The organism is Aeromonas sp. WP2-W18-CRE-05 (genome assembly GCF_014168615.1).
Classification (GTDB): domain Bacteria; phylum Pseudomonadota; class Gammaproteobacteria; order Enterobacterales; family Aeromonadaceae; genus Aeromonas; species Aeromonas caviae.
Window position 1 is genome coordinate 2,540,779 of record NZ_AP021917.1, and the last position, 19,542, is coordinate 2,560,320.

Below are 19,542 nucleotides of genomic sequence, written 5' to 3' on the forward strand. Positions count from 1 at the left end.
TGGATCGGTTTAAACAATCCCCAGTGCTCTTCTCTTTAGGTATTTTCAATGTCTGATACTCAACATTCCTGCGTGATCATCGGTATTGCTGGTGCATCCGCGTCCGGCAAGAGTCTTATCGCCCAAACCATCTATGAAGAGCTGGTGGCCGAGCTGGGAGCGGGTCAGATTGGTGTGATCACCGAGGATTGCTACTACCGTGATCAGACCCACCTGACCATGGAAGAGCGGGTCAAGACCAACTATGACCACCCCAATGCCCTGGATCACGATCTGCTGGTGCAGCATCTGACCCAGCTGACGCAAGGGGAGGCGGTCAACATCCCCCAGTACTCCTATACCGAGCACACGCGCATGACCGAGGTCACTACCTTTGCACCGCGCCGTGTCATCATCCTCGAAGGGATACTGCTGTTGACCGACAGCCGCCTGCGCGAACTGATGGACGCCTCCATCTTCATGGATACCCCGCTCGACATCTGTTTGCTGCGCCGTCTGGTGCGCGATGTGCAGGAGCGCGGTCGTACCATGGACTCCGTACTCAAGCAGTATCAGAAGACTGTGCGTCCCATGTTCATGCAGTTCATCGACCCGTCCAAGCAGTATGCCGACGTGATCGTGCCCCGTGGCGGCAAGAACCGCATCGCCATCGACATGCTCAAGGCGCGTATCCGCCATATGTTGATTGGTTGAGAGAAAACAAGCCGGGTGATGCCCGGCTTTTTTTAATGAATCTTTTGTCAGGAGAGTCGCAGAATGCGTCTTTGTGATACCGATATCGAACGGCACCTGGATGAAGGCAAGATCGTCATCGAGCCGCGGCCCGGTGTTGAGCGGATCAGCGGCGTCAGCGTCGATGTGCTGCTGGGCAACGAGTTTCGGGTGTTTCGCGATCATACCGCGCCTTATATCGACCTTGGCGGTACCAGTGCCGAGATGGCCGATGCCATCGAGCGGGTGATGAGCGAGGAGATCCACGTGCCGGACGGTGAAGCCTTCTATCTGCACCCGGGTCAGCTGGCGCTGGCGGTGACCTATGAATCGGTTACCTTGCCCGCCGATATCGTCGGCTGGCTGGATGGTCGCTCCTCCCTGGCGCGCCTGGGCCTCATGGTGCACGTCACCGCCCACCGCATCGATCCGGGCTGGTCCGGTCGCATCGTGCTGGAGTTTTACAACGGCGGCAAGTTGCCTCTGGCCCTGCGTCCCAAGATGAAGATCGGTGCCCTGAACTTCGAGATGCTGTCAGGTACCGCGGCTCGCCCGTACAACAAACGGGAAAATGCCAAATACAAGAGCCAGCAAGGGGCTGTGGCCAGCCGGATCAACCAGGATTGATCTGCGCACCGTGCGGCTTGTCTATGGAGGAGGGTGCCAGGGCACCCTCTTTTATATCTGACAAAAGGAAACGGACGTGCCGAGCGGGTTGAAAAGCGGCCTTTTTCGGGACATCGAGCGATGCTTAGGCTTTGATTGGCGCCTATCCACAGCAATGGAATGGACTTAAATTAATCCTCGACAAGCCCCGTTCCTACAGGCCCTAAGACATTTTCTGACGGAATGCCCTTTTTTTTTTTTGCTGAAATATTTCAACAACGGGTATGGCGCATCGAGCCTTCTGGCATAATCCGCCGCAACTCATAAACAGGTTCGTTTTTATGTTTGAAATGTTTAGTGGTTTGGGTTTGTGGTGGTCAATCGGTTTGGTATTGGCCGTTTTTTTTGTGCTGGCCTATGAATTCATCAACGGCTTTCACGATACCGCCAACGCGGTAGCAACGGTTATCTATACCAAGGCGATGCCGGCTCATATGGCGGTGGTGGCTTCCGGTCTGTTCAATTTCGCCGGTGTCATGCTGGGTGGGTTGGGGGTGGCCTATGCCATCGTTCACCTGCTGCCCATCGATCTGCTGCTTGGTATGGACTCTACCCAGGGTCTGATCATGGTGTTCTCCCTGCTGTTCTCGGCCATCGTCTGGAACCTGGGAACCTGGTACTTCGGTATTCCGGCATCCAGCTCCCACACCCTGATCGGTTCCATCCTGGGGGTAGGCGGCGCCTATGCCCTGATCAGCCATCAACCCCTGAAAGAGGGTATCAACGTCGGCAAAGCCATCGACATCATGCTCTCTCTCATCATCTCTCCCACCGTGGGCTTCATCATTGCCGCCCTGCTGCTGTTCGCCATGAAGCGCGTATGGCTTGGCAGCAAGATCCACAAGACCCCGGAAGAGCGCCTGCTGGTGGACGGCAAGAAGCATCCACCGTTCTGGGCCCGTGTCACTCTGATTTGTTCCGCAATGGGGGTGAGCTTCGTGCACGGCTCCAACGATGGTCAGAAAGGCATCGGTCTGGTGATGCTGGTGCTGATCTGCATGGCGCCTGCCTATTTTGCGCTGGACATGAACAGCCGCTCCTATGATCTGGACAGAACCCAGGATGCCAACCAGCGCATCATGGAGATCTACCAGCGTAACCAGGAACAGGTTTCCCATCTGGTGAACTTCAGTGTGCCTGCCAAAGCCCAGGAAGAGCTGATGAGTCACTGTGCGGCAGGGGAGGCCCTGCAGGCCATGGCTACCCTCGACAAGCGTCTGGGCCAGGTGCGCACCTACGAGGAGATGAACCTGGTGGATCGCCGCGAGGTGCGTCGCTTGCTGCTGTGCATCGACGACACTGCCCGCAAGGTCTCCAAGTTGCCACTGCCGGCCAAGGAGCTGACCGATCTCGCCAAATGGCGCAAGGATCTGACCGCAACGGCCGAATATGCGCCGACCTGGGTCATCGTGTCCATCGCCCTGGCGCTCGGTTGCGGCACCATGGTGGGCTGGCGTCGTATCGTCTACACGGTAGGGGAGAAGATCGGTTCCTCCGGCATGACCTACAGCCAGGGCATTGCAGCCCAGATCACGGCCGCCGCGTCCATCGGGATTGCGAGTCTAACCGGGATGCCGGTGTCCACTACCCACATTCTCTCCTCCGCGGTGGCGGGGACCATGGTGGCCAACAAGTCCGGCCTGCAGAGCCAGACCATCAAGACCATTCTGCTGGCTTGGGTGCTGACATTGCCGCTCACCATGCTGCTCTCCGGCGGTCTCTTCCTGCTGAACAACCATCTCTTTGGCGGGTAAGCGCGACAGTCATTGGAAATGAAACAAGGGCCTTCGGGCCCTTTTTTGTTGCCCGGTGAATGTCACGTCATACGGCAATAGTTCAATAAGTGATAGTTGTATGCCATCAGACAAGAAGTTGAATTACATTATCTATCACCTCTTTGGCTTCTCTACATCCCTGAGCCACTCGTTGTGCACATTGAGGGGACCTGTCTGTGTGATGCCTTGTTACAAGCCGATGCTTGCACGTAAAGCAGAAGGGAGGGTGTGCAACGTGCCTATGTTCCTCACCAGAAATGATGAGAGTGAAGAGCGCCACAGGTTGCCCTATGTCTGGCATTCCCGTTCAACCTAGGCTGTCTCAGCCACCACTGAACACACCGACTGTGCTACCAAAGGGGAACGCTGCCAGACTGTTTGCCAATGGCATATATGCCGTCAACTATCGACAAAGCAGAGCATGTCGTGATGCTTTGACAGAGATGAATCCCCTGTCTGGTGTGTTATTTACGTCTTGCTTGGACTGTGTGTGGTCGCTGAACATCGGGAAAGCGGCGGATATCGAAGAACGGGCAGGGGGGAGAGCAAGGCGATGTCAGCCCAAAAAAAGAGATAAAAAAAGAGCCACACAATGTGTGGCTCTTTATTCAGACTAACGAGTCTGCTCAGGGGCGACCGGCCGGGCTGGTTGCCACGTTGCTGGCAGCGGTGCTGCCACCGTGGCGACCGGAGGTCACGACTTCGCTGCGTACCAGGGGAGCGTACTCCACGGGTTCACGGGGTGTCGGGGCAGGAGCCGCAGCCGGCGTTGCCATGGGGGCATAAGCCTTGCGGGCACGGGCCAATACACCGGCACCCTTGCTGACCTTCATTTCGGGGCTGGTTGCTGGCTCGGTTTGCACCACGGCAGCCGGCATCTCGACGACCTTCGCCTCGGCGGTGGCCGTCTCCTCAGCGATCACGACAGGTGCCGCTTCAGCAACCGGTGCAACCTCTTCTGGGATGGCCTCCACTTGCTGGGTCTGCTCGACAGCGTCGATCACGGCTACAGGTTCGTCATGAGAGGCGGTGTCGACGATAGGTTCGACCATCTCGGGTTCGACAACTGCCACTTCGGCGACGGGTTCAGCGTCTGCTTGCGCAACCTGCTCAACTTCGTCAGTGGAGGGCGCGTCCACAGCCTGGGCTGCCAGTGCTTGCTCTGCCGCTTCCTCAGCAACGGCTTCAGCCACCACGTGTTCGGTCAGTGCGGCGGAGGCCTGCAGGGCTGCTGCAACCGCTTCTGCGCTCGGAATGGTGATGACAGGCACAGCCGGTTCATCCACCTTCACCTGAGCCGCATCGGCCTGGGCGGCGGCAGTCAGCTGCACTTCACCTTGTGCTTCGTCTTCACGCTGGCCACGAGCCTCTTCGTTGATGCGCTTGCGACGTTGCCCTTCGATACGCTGATTGCGCGGAGTACGGCGGGAGCGACGCTGACCTTCGCCTTGCTCTTCTTGCTGCTCAGCGGCGGCTTGCACGTCGGCGACATCGGTGACGACGTGCTCGTCACTCGGCAGGGCAGGGGTGTCGGTCGCGGCGACATCGACACGGATCTGCTTGCGCAGTTGGCGACGTTCACGGCGCTCAGCAACTTTCTGCTCTTTCTCCTGACGCGGTTCAGCGCTGGCGACCGCAGTATCAACGGTATCAACCGCCTCGACGATCACCTCGGCACGGGGTTCGCGGGGGGCGCGAGGTTCACGAGCAGGACGCGGGGCACGAGGTTCGCGCTCCTGGCGGGGTTCGCGAGGCTCACGCTCCATGCGCTGTTCGGTGCGCACGTCACCACGGGGTTCCCGTTCCTGACGCGGTTCCCGCTCTTGACGAGGCTCACGCTCTTTGCGCGGGCGACGATTGCGATCACTGCTCTCGCGGCTGGCTGCGCCTTCACGCTTCTCGCCGGCCTCGGCATTGCGACTGCCGCGGTTGTCGTCACGACGGCCACGTTGACCACGGCTGCGGGATTCATCGCGCTGGTGACGGTGCCCGTCATCCTTGCGAGCTTCGCGCTGAGCGGCCGGTTTGTCGGCAGGCGCCTTCACCTCGGCCGGAGCCGCATCGGAGGAGGCACCGAACAGGCCGGAGAAAGCCTTGGCCAGCTTGCCAAAGAAGCCGACTTGTTCTGCAACCGGAGCGGGAGCCGCAACAGGAGCCGGGGCGGTGGGCGCAACCGGCTGGGGAGCCGGGGCAAACCCTTGCAGCAGCGGTTGTTCACGCTCGACTACCTGAGCTTGGCGCGGCTGGTAGACCGGCTTGGCAATCTCGGTTTTGAGCTCGTAGCTGGCCGCTTCTGGGATCTCGTTCTGACGGATGCGGGTCACTTCGTAGTGCGGGGTTTCCAGATGCAGGTTCGGAATGATGTAGACACGCACATCATTGCGCTGTTCCAGATTGGCGATGGAGGTACGCTTCTCGTTGAGCAGATAGGCGGCCACATCGACCGGCACCTGGGCATGCACCTGCTCGGTGTTGTCCTTCATGGCCTCTTCTTCGATGAGACGCAGGATGGACAGGGCGAGGGATTCGTTGTCACGGATGACCCCCTGACCCTGGCAACGGGGGCAGATATGGCTGCTGGACTCGTTGAGGGAGGGACGCAGACGCTGGCGAGACATCTCCAGCAGACCGAAACGGGAGATACGGCCCAGCTGGATACGGGCACGATCCTGATGCACCGCTTCACGCAGACGGTTTTCCACTTCGCGCTGATGGCGAACCGGGGTCATGTCGATGAAGTCGATGACAATCAGGCCACCCAGATCACGCAGGCGCAGCTGGCGAGCGATCTCATCGGCCGCTTCCAGGTTGGTCTGCAGGGCGGTCTCTTCGATATCGCCGCCCTTGGTGGCGCGGGAGGAGTTGATATCGATGGAGGTCAGTGCTTCGGTCGGATCGATGACGATGCTGCCGCCGGAGGGCAGGCGCACTTCGCGCTGGAAGGCCGATTCGATCTGGCTCTCGATCTGGAAGTGGTTGAACAGGGCGACATCACCCTTGTAGAGCTTCACGCGATTGAGGAAATCGGGGCGGACCAGCTCGATATGCGACTTGGCGCGCTCGAAGATGACCGGGTTGTCGATCAGGATCTCGCCCACATCGCGACGCAGATAGTCACGGATGGCGCGCACGATGACGTTGCTCTCCTGGTGAATGAGCACCGGAGCGGAACGTTGTTGTGACGCCTTGTGGATGGAGTCCCAGTGATTGAGCAGAACGTTCAGATCCCACTCCAGCTCTTCCGGGGACTTGCCCACACCGGCGGTGCGCACGATGAGGCCCATGCCGTCCGGTACGGTCAGTCCGCTCAGGGCTTCCTTCAGCTCGGTCCGCTCGTCACCCTCGATGCGACGGGAGATGCCGCCGGCACGGGGGTTGTTCGGCATCAGCACCAGGTAGCTGCCAGCCAGACTGATGAAGGTGGTGAGGGCTGCACCCTTGGTACCACGCTCTTCCTTGTCGATCTGGACAATCACTTCCTGGCCTTCGCGGACCACTTCTTTGATGTTGGGACGACCCTGATAGGAGTAACCGGAGGGGAAGTAATTGCGGGCGATTTCCTTTAACGGCAGGAAACCGTGGCGTTCGGCGCCATAGTCAACAAAAGCAGCTTCGAGACTGGGTTCTACTCGGGTGATTTTGCCCTTGTAAATGTTCGCTTTTTTCTGCTCGTGTCCCGGACTTTCAATATCCAAATCGTAGAGCTGTTGTCCGTCAACCAGCGCTACGCGCAACTCCTCTTCCTGAGTCGCGTTGATTAGCATTCTTTTCATTGAGTTCTCATTATTTTGTCATTTTGATTCCTCCACTGGGTCCTGCCGGCGCCGGCCTCGGGTCTTCAGCATGCTGGGGCAACCTCCCGGTTGGGGTATGCATGAGGCGCAAACTAAGGGCACTCTGGTTCAGCCTTCTCGAGAGGGCGTGAATTAAGGATACCGATGTGGAGACAATTTACGTCGGCTTTGTTTGTGTTCTCCATGCGTTGTACCTCGCACCCGGGAACCGTCATGTTCTTGTATACACGGTGTTTCGGGATTGGGTGGCATACATTTTGGCCACTTAGTACAAGGCTTGAACACAATGACAAAACCTTGTTTATTATCCCATTTAAACCACTTTTATAGCAAGACGCCATTTTTTAACAAAGCATGGAGCCAAGGGCTGTCGGCGGTGTTAAAATCCGCGCCATGACACAGATACATCAACAAGTGCAGCTGCTCACCATCGAAGCTGAGCATGACGGGCAGCGCATCGACAATTTTCTCAAGACTCAGTTAAAGGGCGTCCCCAAGAGCCTGATTTATCGCATCCTTCGAAAAGGGGAGGTGCGGGTCAACAAGAAGCGCATCAAACCGGAATACAAGCTTTGTGCCGGTGACGAGGTGCGGGTGCCCCCCGTGCGTGTGGCCGAGAAGAATGAGTTGCCTTCTGCCAATCTCGGCAGCATCCAGCGTCTGGAGAGCCAGATCCTGTTTGAAGACGACGCCATGATAGTGCTCAACAAGCCGTCCGGCATGGCAGTGCACGGCGGCAGCGGCCTCAGTTTTGGTGTCATCGAAGGGCTTCGTGCCCTGCGCCCCGAAGCCCGTTTCCTCGAACTGGTGCACCGGCTGGATCGCGACACCTCCGGCGTGCTGCTGGTTGCCAAGAAGCGCAGTGCTCTGCGCAGCCTGCACGAGCAGCTGCGGGTCAAGACCATGCGCAAGCAGTACCTGGCGTTGGTGCGTGGCCAGTGGCAACCCCACGTCAAGGTGGTCAATGCGCCGCTGCGCAAAAATGACCTGCAATCCGGCGAGCGGGTGGTGCGGGTCAGCAGCGATGGCAAGCCCTCCGAGACCCGGTTCCGGATTGCCCGTCAGTTTGCCGAGGCCACCCTGGTCGAGTGCAGCCCCATCACTGGCCGCACCCACCAGATCCGTGTCCACACCCAGCACGCCGGCCATCCCATCGCCTGCGATGACAAATATGGTGAGGCCGGGTTTGATGAAAAGATGCGAGGGCAGGGGCTAAAGCGTTTGTTCCTGCACGCCTGGAAGCTCACCTTTACTCATCCGGTGGACGACCGGGAGATGCAGGTGGAAGCGCCATTGTCACCGGAGCTTGAGGCGTTCCTCGCCAAGCTGCCACGCTGACAACCATGAAAAACGGGAGCCTTGGCTCCCGTTTTTCATGGCAGAGTTCTTGTTATGGGAGAGCCAGGCCGTGGCGACCCAGGAGATCAACCAAGCCTATCAGGGGAAGACCGACAAGGGCGTTGGGATCACGCCCCTCCAGTGCCTTGAACAAGACGATGCCCATTCCCTCGCACTTGAAGCTGCCGGCACAATCCAGAGGACGTTCGGCCTCCACATAGCGACGGATGGCGGCTTCATCGAGCGAACGAAAATGCACGGTGAAAGGCTCGACGAGCTGCTCGGCATGGCCATTTGCAGCATTGATCACACAGAGCCCGGTGTAAAAGATGACGCGCTTGCCTTGGGCCTGCAGCAACTGCTCGACCGCCTTCTCCACCGTGCCGGGCTTGCCGAGGATCTGCCCGTCACAGACGCACACCTGATCTGAACCGATGATCAATCCTTGATCACGGTCAGCGGCAACGGCATTCGCCTTGGCAAACGCCAATCTGCTGACCAGGGCTTCCGCGGTCTCCCCGTGTCGCGCCGTCTCATCGACTTGAGGCGCAGCACAGTGAAATGGCTGACCGAGTTTTTCCAGCAAGGTCTTGCGGTAGGACGAGGTGGACGCGAGGATCAAGGAAGGCTGCATGTTTTGATGATATCCATTTATAAATCAATTGGTTGATTCTATCTGTGCAGATGGGGCCACGCAAACAGGAGATGTCTACAGCGGAACTCGCCTAATTAGCGGGAAGCATGCATGCTGATGGAACCACAGCACAAACACAAGCGATCGGAATTGCGCGTGATGACACGATATGCGGCCTTGGTCATGGCACTGATGTCCTTCGCCAGCTGGGCAGGGACATGGCAACTTCGCCAGGGGGATGAGGGGGTGATGCTCTGGACCCAGCCACATCCTCCGACCTCTTTTCAGGCCTTACGTCTGGAGATGCGCGTGAATGCCGATCCTGGCGCGCTGATCACGGTGCTGCGCAACACTGCGCGCCATGAAGAGTGGTTGCCACAGAGCCGTGAAGTCAGGGTGCTGGCCAGATCGGGTCCCGACGATGATCTGGTCTATACCCGCCTGGCATCTCCCTGGCCGGTGCAAGACAGGGAGCTCATCACCCGCTCCCATCTGAGTCGACGCATTGATTGCAGCCTGACTCTCGAGGTGTGGGCAGAGCCGAATGCCCTGCCATTGCATGCAGGGCTGTTCCGGATCCAGGAAAGCGCCGGACGGTGGGAGGCGCTACCCCAACGGGATGGCAGCACACTCGTTCGGCTCGAAACCTATACCAATCCGGGCAACAACTTGCCGGGCTGGCTGGTCAATCCCATTGCCATCAAGGCTGCCGTGGGCAGTTTCAAAGCCATACGCCGACTTATGGAAGCCGAGCCCAGAGTGGCTGCGACACCAGGCCTGCTGGGGAGCGACCCGCGCTGTTCTGCCACCTGATGAGACACCAAGGAGCACATCCGGTGGACAGACAGGGGAGGGGAACAGGATCCTGTGCCAGATCCTGCACGATATGGCATAATCGGCCACCGATGAGCACAAGTTCCTCTTGCAGGGGCCTGTGAAGGTAAAATCATCGGCGGTAAGGACTTTTTCCTTTGACTATCCCTTGTTGGACCTATAATATTCGCGCCCTATGCAAAAGGTGAAGTTGCCCGTTAAGGTTGATCCAGTCCGTAATGCCTTGAAGCTACTCGATTATGTCGGGATAGTGGAAAAGTCGCAGATGCCCAGGCTGGAGGAATCAACCGAAGGCTTGCGAAGTGATGTGGATGTCACACTGCACTTTGGCAAAGATGTCCAGAAGTTGACCGTTATGAAAGGCACTGCCCATGCCAAGGTCGACCTGGTTTGCCAGCGTTGTGGTGAGACATTTGAACACCTTTGTGAAGCTAGTTTTATTTACACTCCGCTGTTCGAAAGAACAAACGAGGAAGAACTGCCGGAAGCTTATGAGCCCATTGAGTTGGACGAAAACGGCGAGATAGATCTTCATCAAATCCTGGAGGATGAACTCATCCTCTCGTTGCCTCAGGTAGCCATGCATCCGGTGGATGTGTGTCCCAGAGGAAACATGGAGATGACCTGGGGTGAAATCGAACCTGCTGATGAGCGGCCGAATCCCTTTGCAGTTCTTGAAGCGCTCAAACGTAAGTGAATTTTAGGAGTTAGCCTACCATGGCCGTACAACAGAACCGTAAAACCCGCGCCAAGCGTGGCATGCGTCGTTCCCACGATGCGCTGACCACCGCTGCCCTGACTGTTGATCAGACCAGTGGCGAAATTCATCGTCGTCACCACGTGACTGCCGATGGTTTCTACCGCGGTAAAAAGGTAATCGCTTAAGGATTGCCTTTGTCTACGCAAACTGTCGCGCTAGACATAATGGGGGGAGATATCGGCCCCTCGGAAACAGTGCCTGCCGCCGTGCAGGCACTGTCTCTTCTACCCCAGCTAAAACTTGTTCTGGTCGGTGATCAACACCAGACCGCCCCTCTTCTGCAGCAACATGGCCTGCTCAACCACCCTCGCGTTCGTCTCGTGCATGCCTCCCAGGTCGTGGGCATGGGCGAAAAGCCTATCGTGGCGCTGCGTACCCTGAAAGACTCCTCCATGCGCGTGACCCTGGATCTGGTCAAGAGCGGCGCTGCCGATGCCTGTGTCAGTGCAGGCAACACCGGTGCCTTGATGGCCATGGCCAAGTGCGTGCTCAAATCCTTGCCCGGTGTTGACCGGCCAGCCCTTATCAAGGCGCTGCCCACATTGGGTGGAAAACGGACCGTGATGCTGGATCTGGGTGCGAACGTGAGCTGTGATGCCGACACCTTGCTGCAATTTGCCGTGATGGGCGCCGTGGTTGCAGAGAAGGTCGAGGGGATACCTTCACCCAGAGTGGCACTGCTCAACGTGGGGGAGGAGGAGATCAAGGGCAACGACCTGGTGCGCCACAGCGCCGAGTTGCTGCGCCAATGCTCCGCCCTGAATTTTGTCGGTTTTATCGAGGGTGACAGGATCTTCAGCGGCGAGTGCGACGTGATCGTCTGCGACGGTTTCGTGGGCAACGTGGCGCTCAAGACCGCGGAGGGGGTGGTGCGGATGATGGCCGAACTGGCCGGATATCCGCGCAAAAAACGCAGTTTTCTTGGTCGACTCGCCGGATTTATGTTCAAACGGCGTTTCTCTTACCTGAACCCCGACCAGTATAATGGCGCGAGTCTGTTAGGATTGCGCGGCATTGTGGTAAAAAGCCATGGGCGGGCCGAGCGCCGCGCTCTGTGTCATGCGATTCTGCTGGCTGCACAAGAAGCCAGACATCAACTTCCATTGCAAATTGCAGATCGCCTTGAATCTGTCTTTTCCGACAGGGATTTATAAAACTCTATGCATAGCAAAATTCTGGGTACTGGCAGTTATCTGCCGAGTTCGGTTCGTACCAACGCCGATCTTGAACAGATGGTTGAAACCAGTGACGAATGGATCGTGGAACGCACCGGGATCCGTGAACGCCGTATCGCCGGAGCCGACGAAACCGTCGCGACCCTTTCTCATCAGGCGGCCTTGCGTGCGCTTGATGCGGCAGGTCTGACTGCCGCCGATCTGGACATGATAGTGCTGGCCACCACCAGCGCAGAGAATGCCTTCCCAGCTGCTGCCTGTGAACTGCAGGGGCTGCTTGACGTACCGGGGATCCCGGCGTTTGACGTAGCCGCCGCCTGTGCCGGCTTTACATATGCTCTCGCAATCGCCGATCAGTTCGTCAAATCCGGCGCTGCTCGCCACGTGCTGGTTGTCGGTGCGGACGTGCTGTCACGCATGTGCGATCCCGAGGATCGCGGCACCATCATCCTGTTCGGGGATGGGGCAGGGGCCGTGGTCATCGGTGCCAGCGACACTCCTGGCATCCTCTCCACCCATCTGCATGCCGATGGCCGTTATGGCGAGCTGCTCAAACTGCCGCAGCCCCGTCGCGGCATGCCGGGTGCCGAGCTCGAAGCCTACATGTACATGAAGGGCAACGATGTCTTCAAGGTCGCGGTGACACGCCTTAGCGAGATCGTGACCGAAACCCTGGCTGCGGCCAACGTCGAGCCGAGCGAGCTGGACTGGCTGGTGCCCCATCAAGCCAACTTCCGCATCATCAATGCCACCGCGAAGAAACTCGGCATGGGGCTCGACAAGGTGATCCTGACCCTGGATCGTCATGGCAATACCTCCGCGGCCTCCGTGCCCATCGCCTTCGATGAAGGGGTGCGCGATGGTCGCATCAAACCCGGCCAGCTGGTCCTGCTGGAAGCCTTCGGCGGCGGTTTTGCCTGGGGCTCTGCGCTGGTTCGCCTCTGATACCGAGCGGTGCCCGGTCCTCGGGCGCCCGCTTACCGAATTCGTCTTACCTTAAAGGAATCAATGATGACCCGATTTGCCATTGCCTTCCCGGGACAAGGCTCCCAGAGCGTCGGCATGCTGGCCGAGCTGGCCGAGCAACACGCCGTGATTAAAGAGACCTTCGCCGAGGCGAGCCAGGTGCTGGGTTATGACCTGTTTGCCCTGGTGATGGCAGGCCCGGCCGAGGATCTCAACAAGACCTGGCGTACCCAGCCAGCGCTGTTGACCGCCTCCGTCGCGCTGTGGCGCCTGTGGCAACAACAAGGCGGGGCAACCCCTGCCGTGATGGCCGGCCACAGCCTGGGGGAATACTCCGCTCTGGTGTGCAGCGGCGCGCTGGCGTTTGCCGATGCCGTCAAACTGGTCGAGCTGCGTGGTCTGGCCATGCAGGAAGCCGTACCGGAAGGCACTGGCGCCATGGCTGCCATCATCGGTCTGGACAACGAGAGCATCGCTGCCAACTGTGAGAAAGCGGCCCAGGGGCAGGTGGTCTCTCCGGTCAACTTCAACTCTCCGGGCCAGGTGGTCATCGCCGGCCACAAAGAGGCGGTCGAGCGTGCCAACGTGCTGATGAAAGAGTCAGGTGCCAAACGTGCTCTGCCGCTGCCGGTCTCCGTACCCTCCCACTGCGCCCTGATGAAACCGGCCGCAGAAAAGCTGGCCGCCGCCCTGGATGGGATCGAGATCAAGGTTCCTGCCATCGCCGTCATCAATAATGTCGACGTCTCTTGTGAGCAGGATCCTGCCGCCATCAAGCAAGCCCTGGTGCGTCAGCTGTTCAGCCCGGTTCGCTGGACTGAAACGGTAGAGCGCATGGCAAACGACGGTGTAACCCTCGAAATCGAGATGGGCCCGGGCAAGGTGTTGACCGGCCTGGCCAAGCGTATCGATGCGCGAGTGGAAGGTATTCACGCCAACGACGCCGCCTCGTTCGAGCAGGCGCTGGCCCAGATCAAGTAAACAGGAGCAAGTCATGAGTTTTACCGATAAGGTTGTGTTGGTCACTGGCGCCAGCCGTGGCATTGGTCGTGCGATTGCGGAGACGTTTGCTGCTCGTGGCGCCAAAGTCGTGGGTACCGCGACCAGCGAGAGCGGTGCCGAAGCGATCAGTGCTTACCTGGGTGAGCAAGGCTGCGGCATGGCACTGAACGTGACCAGTCAGGAATCCATCGAAACCGTCTTCGCCGCCATCAAGGCGCGTTTTGGCGACATCGACATCCTGATCAACAACGCCGGCATCACCCGCGACAACCTGCTGATGCGGATGAAGGATGACGAGTGGAACGAGATCATCGACACCAATCTCACCTCCCTGTACCGTCTGAGCAAGCCGGTATTGCGTGCCATGATGAAGAAGCGCAACGGTCGCATCATCAGCATCGGTTCCGTGGTCGGCACCATGGGCAACGCCGGTCAGGTCAACTATGCTGCTGCCAAGGCGGGTCTGGTTGGCTTTACCAAGTCGCTGGCCCGTGAAGTGGCATCCCGTGGCATCACGGTGAATGCGGTTGCTCCCGGTTTCATCGAGACCGACATGACCAAGGCGCTCAATGAAGAGCAGCGCGCCAGCATCATGAATCAGGTGCCTGCCGCCCGTTTGGGCGATCCGAAAGAAATTGCTGCCGCTGTGGTATTCTTGGCATCGGATGATGCCGCCTATATTACCGGCGAAACCCTGCATGTTAATGGCGGGATGTACATGGTGTAATCAATTTGTCGTGAGTTCTGTTCAAATTTGCGATAATACGCCGAAGTTTGGCACATTTCGTGGTTTGACCAGCGGCAAGTCACTTGCAAACTCACGTCAATTGAATACACTACCCCAACCAGACGCAATAGCGTATTTTTAAAGGAAAATTCAGGTCATGAGCAACATCGAAGAACGCGTAAAGAAAATCATCATCGAACAACTGGGTGTTAAAGAAGAAGACGTGAAGAACGCTGCCTCCTTCGTCGACGACCTGGGCGCTGACTCTTTGGATACCGTTGAACTGGTAATGGCGCTGGAAGAAGAATTCGATACCGAAATTCCTGATGAAGAAGCCGAGAAGATCACCACTGTTCAAGCGGCTATCGACTACATCACCGCTAATCAGGAATAAGTTCCTGTTCTGAAAGAAGCGGCCCAAGGGCCGCTTCTTTTATGTTTACCCCTTTCAAAACACCTCTCGGAGACTACCTCAGTGTCAAAACGCAGAGTCGTGGTGACCGGCTTGGGGATGCTTTCCCCGGTAGGCAACACTGCCGAATCCAGCTGGCAAGCCCTGCTCAACGGGCAGAGCGGCATTTCCCTCATCGACCACTTTGATGCAAGCGAGTTCGCAACCCGTTTCGCAGGCCTGGTCAAGGATTTCGACCCCGAAGAGTTCGGCATCAACCGCAAAGAAGCCCGCAAGATGGATCTCTTCATCCAGTATGGCGTGGCGGCGGGTGTTCAGGCCCTGGAAGATTCCGGCCTGACCATCAACGAAGAGAACGCGGAGCGGGTAGGCGTTGCCATCGGCTCTGGTATCGGCGGTCTGGGTCTGATTGAGCAGAACCACAGCAGCCTCATCAATGGCGGCCCCCGCAAGCTGAGCCCTTTCTTCGTTCCGTCCACCATCATCAATATGGTGTCCGGTCATCTTTCCATCATGAAAGGCATGCAGGGCCCGAACATCGCCGTGACTACCGCCTGTACCACGGGTACCCATGCCATCGGCATGGCTGGCCGGATGATCGCCTATGGCGATGCGGACGTGATGGTCGCCGGTGGTGCCGAGAAAGCCTCCACCCCCATGGGCATGGGCGGCTTTGCCGCTGCCAAGGCGCTCTCCACCCGCAATGACGAACCGCAGAAGGCGAGCCGCCCCTGGGACAAGGATCGCGACGGTTTCGTGCTGGGCGACGGTGCCGGCGTGCTGGTGCTGGAAGAGTATGAACATGCCAAGGCCCGCGGCGCCAAGATCTATGCCGAGCTGGTCGGCTTTGGCATGAGCGGGGATGCCTATCACATGACGGCCCCTCCCTCGGACGGCGATGGTGGCGCACGCGCCATGAAGAACGCCATCAAGGATGCTGGTATCGCACCCGAGCAGATCGGTTACATCAATGCCCACGGTACCTCCACCCCCCTTGGGGATGTGGCAGAGCTGCGCGGCATGAAGAAGGTGTTTGGTGAACATGCCAGCGCCCTGATGGTCAGCTCCACCAAGTCCATGACAGGCCACCTGTTGGGTGCGGCTGGCGCCATCGAGGCGATCATCACCGTGCTCTCTCTGCGTGACCAGATGGTGCCTCCTACCATCAACCTGGACAACCCGGATGATGAGTGCGACCTGGATCTGGTGCCGCATGTTGCCAAGGGCGGCAGCTTCGAATATGCCCTCTCCAATTCCTTCGGTTTTGGCGGCACCAATGGCTCCCTGATCTTCAAACGCGTATAATTCGCTCTGGGCGAATGATAAGGCCCGATACGGTAGTATCGGGCCTTTTTTATCGGAGGGATCCCCTTGCTGATTAATGGAATACCCACAGAAACACTGTCAGCCAGGGATCGTGGACTGGCATACGGTGATGGTCATTTCACCACCATGCTGGTGAGGGAAGGGAAGGTACTCTGGTGGCAGGACCATCTGGCCCGGCTGCAACATGCCAACGCCCGGCTTGGTTTTGGCGAGCACTCCTGGGACCTGCTTGCCGACGAGGCGGCGCAGCTGGCTTCTGGGCAGACACAGGCTGTCGTCAAGATAATGCTGACCCGGGGCGCCGGTGGGCGGGGATATGACGGCGCAGGCTGTGACACGCCCACTCGCATCGTCTCTTTGGCACCTTATCCTGAGCATTATCATGATTGGCAGCAAACCGGCATCAATGCCCTGGTATGCCAGCAGCAGCTTGGGGACAGTCCCATGCTCGCCGGTCTCAAGACGCTGGGGCGCCTCGAACAAGTGATGCTGAAGCGCGAACTTGCTGCGCGTGGCGGGGTCGAAGGTATAGTCTTGAACAGCCGGGGATTTCTGGTAGAAGGGGTCAGCGCGAATCTGTTTTGGCGTCGTGGCAGGACGGTGTTCACACCGGATCTCACCCGCGCCGGGATCGATGGCATCATGCGCAAGCGCGTGATGACGATGCTTAAACAGATGGGCATTGAACTGCGTGTCGTAGAGGCTCCATTGGAGTCACTCTGGCAGGCGGAAGAGGTCTGGCTGACCAATACCCTGATGGGGATTGTCCCGGTCACCAGCATCGGGGATATGCACTATCCCAGTCCGGTATTGATTCGCCGTTTACAGGAGCGCTTGGTCATTGAAGTTTAATCGGCTTTACACCCTGCTCGCGGGGGCGGCACTCTCTGTCGCCGTTGCCGGAGGGTACGTGTATCACAAGTGGCAACAGGTGGAGACGCTCACCAACAAGGGGCCAACCCGCCTCTTTACCGTCGAAAAAGGCGCCCATGCGGCGCGCCTGATTGCCGAACTGGGGGAGGGGGAAACCAGCCCCTGGGCGGTGCGTCTCTGGTTGCGCGGTCATCCCGAACTGGTGGCCATCAAGTCCGGCACCTATGAAATCAAGGAAGGGGCGCCGCTCAAGGAGACTCTCTCTCTCTTTGCTTCCGGCAAGGAGTTTCACTTCAGCCTGACCTTTGTCGAAGGGTCCCGATTTGAGGATTGGCTGAAGCAACTTTCCAGCGCCCCCTATCTGGAGCGTCTGACTCTGGAGCAGAGCGAAACCGAGCTGGCTCAGGAACTCGGCATCGAAAATGGCAAGCTGGAGGGGTGGTTCCTGCCGGAAACCTACGCCTATACCACTCATGCCAGCGATCTTTCGATCCTGCGCCGCGCCTATCAGGACATGAAAACGTTCCTAGAGGCTTCCTGGGAGAAGCGTCAGGCCAATCTGCCCTACAAGACATCCTATGAGGCGCTCATCATGGCCTCCATCATCGAAAAAGAGACGGGCCAACCGGATGAACGAGCCCAGATTGCTTCTGTGTTCGTCAACCGTCTACGCCTTGGCATGAAGTTGCAGACCGACCCTACCGTCATCTACGGGGTGAAGGAGAGGTACGATGGTAACATTCGCCGCAGCGATTTGACCGACGTGAACCCCTACAACACCTATGTGATCGACGGTCTGCCTCCGACGCCCATCGCCATGCCGGGCAAGGCCTCCATCGAAGCGGCGCTCAACCCCAAATCGACCGACTATCTCTACTTCGTTGCCAAGGGGGGCGGTGCCCACTACTTCTCCAAGACCCTCGATGAACACAATCGGGCGGTACGTGAATACATATTGAAGAAACCCTAATGTCTAAATTTATCGTGATTGAAGGATTGGAAGGGGCAGGGAAGAGCTCTGCGGTGCGCTATGTGACCGACTATCTGCAAGCCCACGGAGTGGCGCGGATCGAGTGCACCCGGGAGCCGGGCGGCACGCCGCTGGCGGAACGCATGCGGGCCATCGTCAAGGAAGTACACGACGAGCGCCTGACCGTCGAGGCCGAGCTGCTGTTGATGTACGCCTCCCGGGTACAACTGGTGGAGACCCGGATCAAGCCTGCCCTGGCAGACGGCATCTGGGTAGTGGGCGATCGCCATGATCTCTCCTCCCAGGCCTATCAGGGGGGTGGCCGCGGCATCGATGCGAACCTCATCGGCGCCATCAAACGGGCGGTCCTCGGGGATTTCAAGCCGGATCTGACCCTTTATCTCGACATTGATCCTGCCATCGGCCTGCAACGGGCCCGCCATCGCGGCGAGCTGGACAGGATTGAGCTGGAGCAGATCGGCTTCTTTGAACGTACCCGCCTGCGTTACCTCGAGTTGGCGGCCGCCGATGATTCCATCCAGGTCATCGATGCCGGGTTGCCCCCGGCGCAAGTCAAAGCCGCCATCGAGGCAGCCCTTGAGCATTATCTGGCAAGCGAGGGGCTATGTATCCCTGGCTGATCCCGGATTGGCATGCCTTGAGCGAGACGGCCCGGGCCGGACGGCTCGGCCACGCCTGGTTGCTGCTAGGCGATCCCGGCCTTGGCAAGGAGCAGCTTGCAGAGCAACTGGCGCGACTGCACCTGTGTCAGCATCCACAACGAGGTGAGCCCTGCGGTCAGTGCCACTCCTGCCAGCTTTTTGAGAAGGGGCATCACCCGGATCTTGGGACCCTGGGGCCCGAGGGCAAGACCATAGGTGTCGAAGCCATCCGGGAGATTTGCAGCCGCCTCCAGAGCACGTCCCAGCTTGGTCGCGGCAAGGTGGTGATCATTCAGGAGGCGGAGCGCATGACGGAGTCTGCCGCCAATGCTTTGCTGAAGACGCTGGAAGAGCCGGCTGGCGACAGTCTGTTGCTGCTCATCGCATCCCGGGTATCTCGCCTGCTCCCCACCATCTTGAGCCGTTGTCACAAACATGTCTGCCAGCTCCCCTCTGAAGGTGAGACCCTTGCCTGGCTCGCCGAGCAGGGCCATCAGGCCACCCAGGCCCAGGTGCGGATCTGCCAGGGTGCGCCGCTGCGGGTGCTGAGCTATATCGAAGCACAGCAAGATGATGCCAGACGGGCATTGCTCGACGGATTTGTCTCGCTGGCATCGGCCCCCACCCGTGCGGCGAATGTCTGCGACCAGTTGGCCGAGGATAATCAGGTCCGGCTGCACTGGTTGCAGCTCTTCTTGTGCGATGCCCTCAAGCTTCAGGCTGGCTGCGGCCATCATCAACTGGCGATGCCGGATCTTGCATCACTCAGCCAGCAACTGGCTGAGAGACACTCCAGCGAACGGCTCCTGGAAGCTGAACAGCAGCTGGTTGTGCTGAAAGAGACTTGTCAGCCAGGGCAGCTTTCCAATCCCACCATCCATTTGATGAACTGGCTCAATCGCTGGTTATAAACAAGG

General features: G+C 58.6%; 19 protein-coding genes. 17 read left to right on the forward strand and 2 right to left on the reverse strand.

Annotated features, from left to right (window positions below; genetic code table 11):
- The first annotated feature begins 48 nt into the window (after window positions 1–48).
- The 3 genes from udk to H7R73_RS11860 all read left to right on the forward strand — a co-directional run bounded on the left by udk (window position 49) and on the right by H7R73_RS11860 (window position 3,131).
- A complete protein-coding gene (udk, locus tag H7R73_RS11850; protein WP_010674731.1) occupies window positions 49–693 on the forward strand; it encodes a uridine kinase in 645 nt (214 codons plus the stop codon).
- Between the two features lie 63 nt (window positions 694–756).
- The gene (gene dcd / locus H7R73_RS11855; protein WP_010674732.1) at window positions 757–1,338 is read left to right on the forward strand and encodes a dCTP deaminase; all 582 of its coding nucleotides are present in this window, start codon (window positions 757–759) and stop codon (window positions 1,336–1,338) included.
- 320 nt (window positions 1,339–1,658) lie between these two features.
- Window positions 1,659–3,131 (forward strand): inorganic phosphate transporter, encoded by a 1,473-nt coding sequence (locus H7R73_RS11860; RefSeq protein ID WP_041211421.1) that lies wholly within the window; start codon window positions 1,659–1,661, stop codon window positions 3,129–3,131.
- A gap of 647 nt (window positions 3,132–3,778) precedes the next feature.
- Here H7R73_RS11860 and rne read toward each other — a convergent pair.
- The gene (gene rne / locus H7R73_RS11865) at window positions 3,779–6,925 is read right to left on the reverse strand and encodes a ribonuclease E (protein ID WP_182951131.1); all 3,147 of its coding nucleotides are present in this window, start codon (window positions 6,923–6,925) and stop codon (window positions 3,779–3,781) included.
- 414 nt (window positions 6,926–7,339) lie between these two features.
- On the opposite strand from rne, the gene rluC reads away from it, so the two are divergent.
- Window positions 7,340–8,284 (forward strand): 23S rRNA pseudouridine(955/2504/2580) synthase RluC, encoded by a 945-nt coding sequence (gene rluC, locus H7R73_RS11870; protein ID WP_201893979.1) that lies wholly within the window; start codon window positions 7,340–7,342, stop codon window positions 8,282–8,284.
- A 52-nt stretch (window positions 8,285–8,336) separates the two neighbouring features.
- Here the strand turns inward: rluC and H7R73_RS11875 are convergent, their stop codons facing one another.
- Window positions 8,337–8,918 carry a Maf family protein gene (locus tag H7R73_RS11875; protein ID WP_103260124.1) on the reverse strand — a complete coding sequence of 194 codons (582 nt, stop codon included), beginning with the start codon at window positions 8,916–8,918 and terminating at the stop codon, window positions 8,337–8,339.
- A gap of 111 nt (window positions 8,919–9,029) precedes the next feature.
- Between H7R73_RS11875 and H7R73_RS11880 the strand changes: the two genes are divergently transcribed.
- From H7R73_RS11880 to holB, 13 genes are all read left to right on the forward strand, one after another.
- Window positions 9,030–9,731 (forward strand): START domain-containing protein, encoded by a 702-nt coding sequence (locus H7R73_RS11880; RefSeq protein WP_442778436.1) that lies wholly within the window; start codon window positions 9,030–9,032, stop codon window positions 9,729–9,731.
- Between the two features lie 196 nt (window positions 9,732–9,927).
- Window positions 9,928–10,449 carry a 23S rRNA accumulation protein YceD gene (gene yceD, locus H7R73_RS11885; protein ID WP_029314532.1) on the forward strand — a complete coding sequence of 174 codons (522 nt, stop codon included), beginning with the start codon at window positions 9,928–9,930 and terminating at the stop codon, window positions 10,447–10,449.
- A gap of 20 nt (window positions 10,450–10,469) precedes the next feature.
- Window positions 10,470–10,637, forward strand: coding sequence for a 50S ribosomal protein L32 (rpmF, locus tag H7R73_RS11890; protein WP_005300935.1), 168 nt, complete (start codon window positions 10,470–10,472; stop codon window positions 10,635–10,637).
- A 9-nt stretch (window positions 10,638–10,646) separates the two neighbouring features.
- Window positions 10,647–11,666 carry a phosphate acyltransferase PlsX gene (gene plsX / locus H7R73_RS11895; RefSeq protein ID WP_041215168.1) on the forward strand — a complete coding sequence of 340 codons (1,020 nt, stop codon included), beginning with the start codon at window positions 10,647–10,649 and terminating at the stop codon, window positions 11,664–11,666.
- Window positions 11,667–11,672: 6 nt separating this feature from the next.
- Entirely contained in the window at window positions 11,673–12,632 is a 960-nt protein-coding gene (locus tag H7R73_RS11900) for a beta-ketoacyl-ACP synthase III (RefSeq protein ID WP_010674740.1), read from the forward strand.
- 66 nt (window positions 12,633–12,698) lie between these two features.
- A complete protein-coding gene (gene fabD, locus H7R73_RS11905) occupies window positions 12,699–13,634 on the forward strand; it encodes an ACP S-malonyltransferase (RefSeq protein ID WP_042017641.1) in 936 nt (311 codons plus the stop codon).
- A 13-nt stretch (window positions 13,635–13,647) separates the two neighbouring features.
- A complete protein-coding gene (gene fabG, locus H7R73_RS11910) occupies window positions 13,648–14,382 on the forward strand; it encodes a 3-oxoacyl-ACP reductase FabG (RefSeq protein ID WP_103260125.1) in 735 nt (244 codons plus the stop codon).
- Between the two features lie 157 nt (window positions 14,383–14,539).
- Window positions 14,540–14,776, forward strand: a complete 237-nt coding sequence (gene acpP / locus H7R73_RS11915) for an acyl carrier protein (RefSeq protein ID WP_005300909.1) — start codon at window positions 14,540–14,542, stop codon at window positions 14,774–14,776.
- An 81-nt stretch (window positions 14,777–14,857) separates the two neighbouring features.
- The gene (fabF, locus tag H7R73_RS11920; protein WP_103260126.1) at window positions 14,858–16,099 is read left to right on the forward strand and encodes a beta-ketoacyl-ACP synthase II; all 1,242 of its coding nucleotides are present in this window, start codon (window positions 14,858–14,860) and stop codon (window positions 16,097–16,099) included.
- 66 nt (window positions 16,100–16,165) lie between these two features.
- Entirely contained in the window at window positions 16,166–16,972 is an 807-nt protein-coding gene (gene pabC / locus H7R73_RS11925; protein WP_041211426.1) for an aminodeoxychorismate lyase, read from the forward strand.
- Window positions 16,962–17,963: an endolytic transglycosylase MltG gene (gene mltG / locus H7R73_RS11930; protein ID WP_103260127.1), complete on the forward strand. Its 1,002-nt coding sequence runs from the start codon at window positions 16,962–16,964 to the stop codon at window positions 17,961–17,963. The genes pabC and mltG overlap by 11 nt, the downstream gene beginning before the upstream one ends.
- Window positions 17,963–18,604, forward strand: a complete 642-nt coding sequence (tmk, locus tag H7R73_RS11935) for a dTMP kinase (RefSeq protein ID WP_103260128.1) — start codon at window positions 17,963–17,965, stop codon at window positions 18,602–18,604. The genes mltG and tmk overlap by 1 nt, the downstream gene beginning before the upstream one ends.
- Window positions 18,589–19,536: a DNA polymerase III subunit delta' gene (gene holB, locus H7R73_RS11940; RefSeq protein ID WP_103260129.1), complete on the forward strand. Its 948-nt coding sequence runs from the start codon at window positions 18,589–18,591 to the stop codon at window positions 19,534–19,536. Before tmk ends, holB begins: the two co-directional genes overlap by 16 nt.
- Window positions 19,537–19,542: the final 6 nt, after the last annotated feature.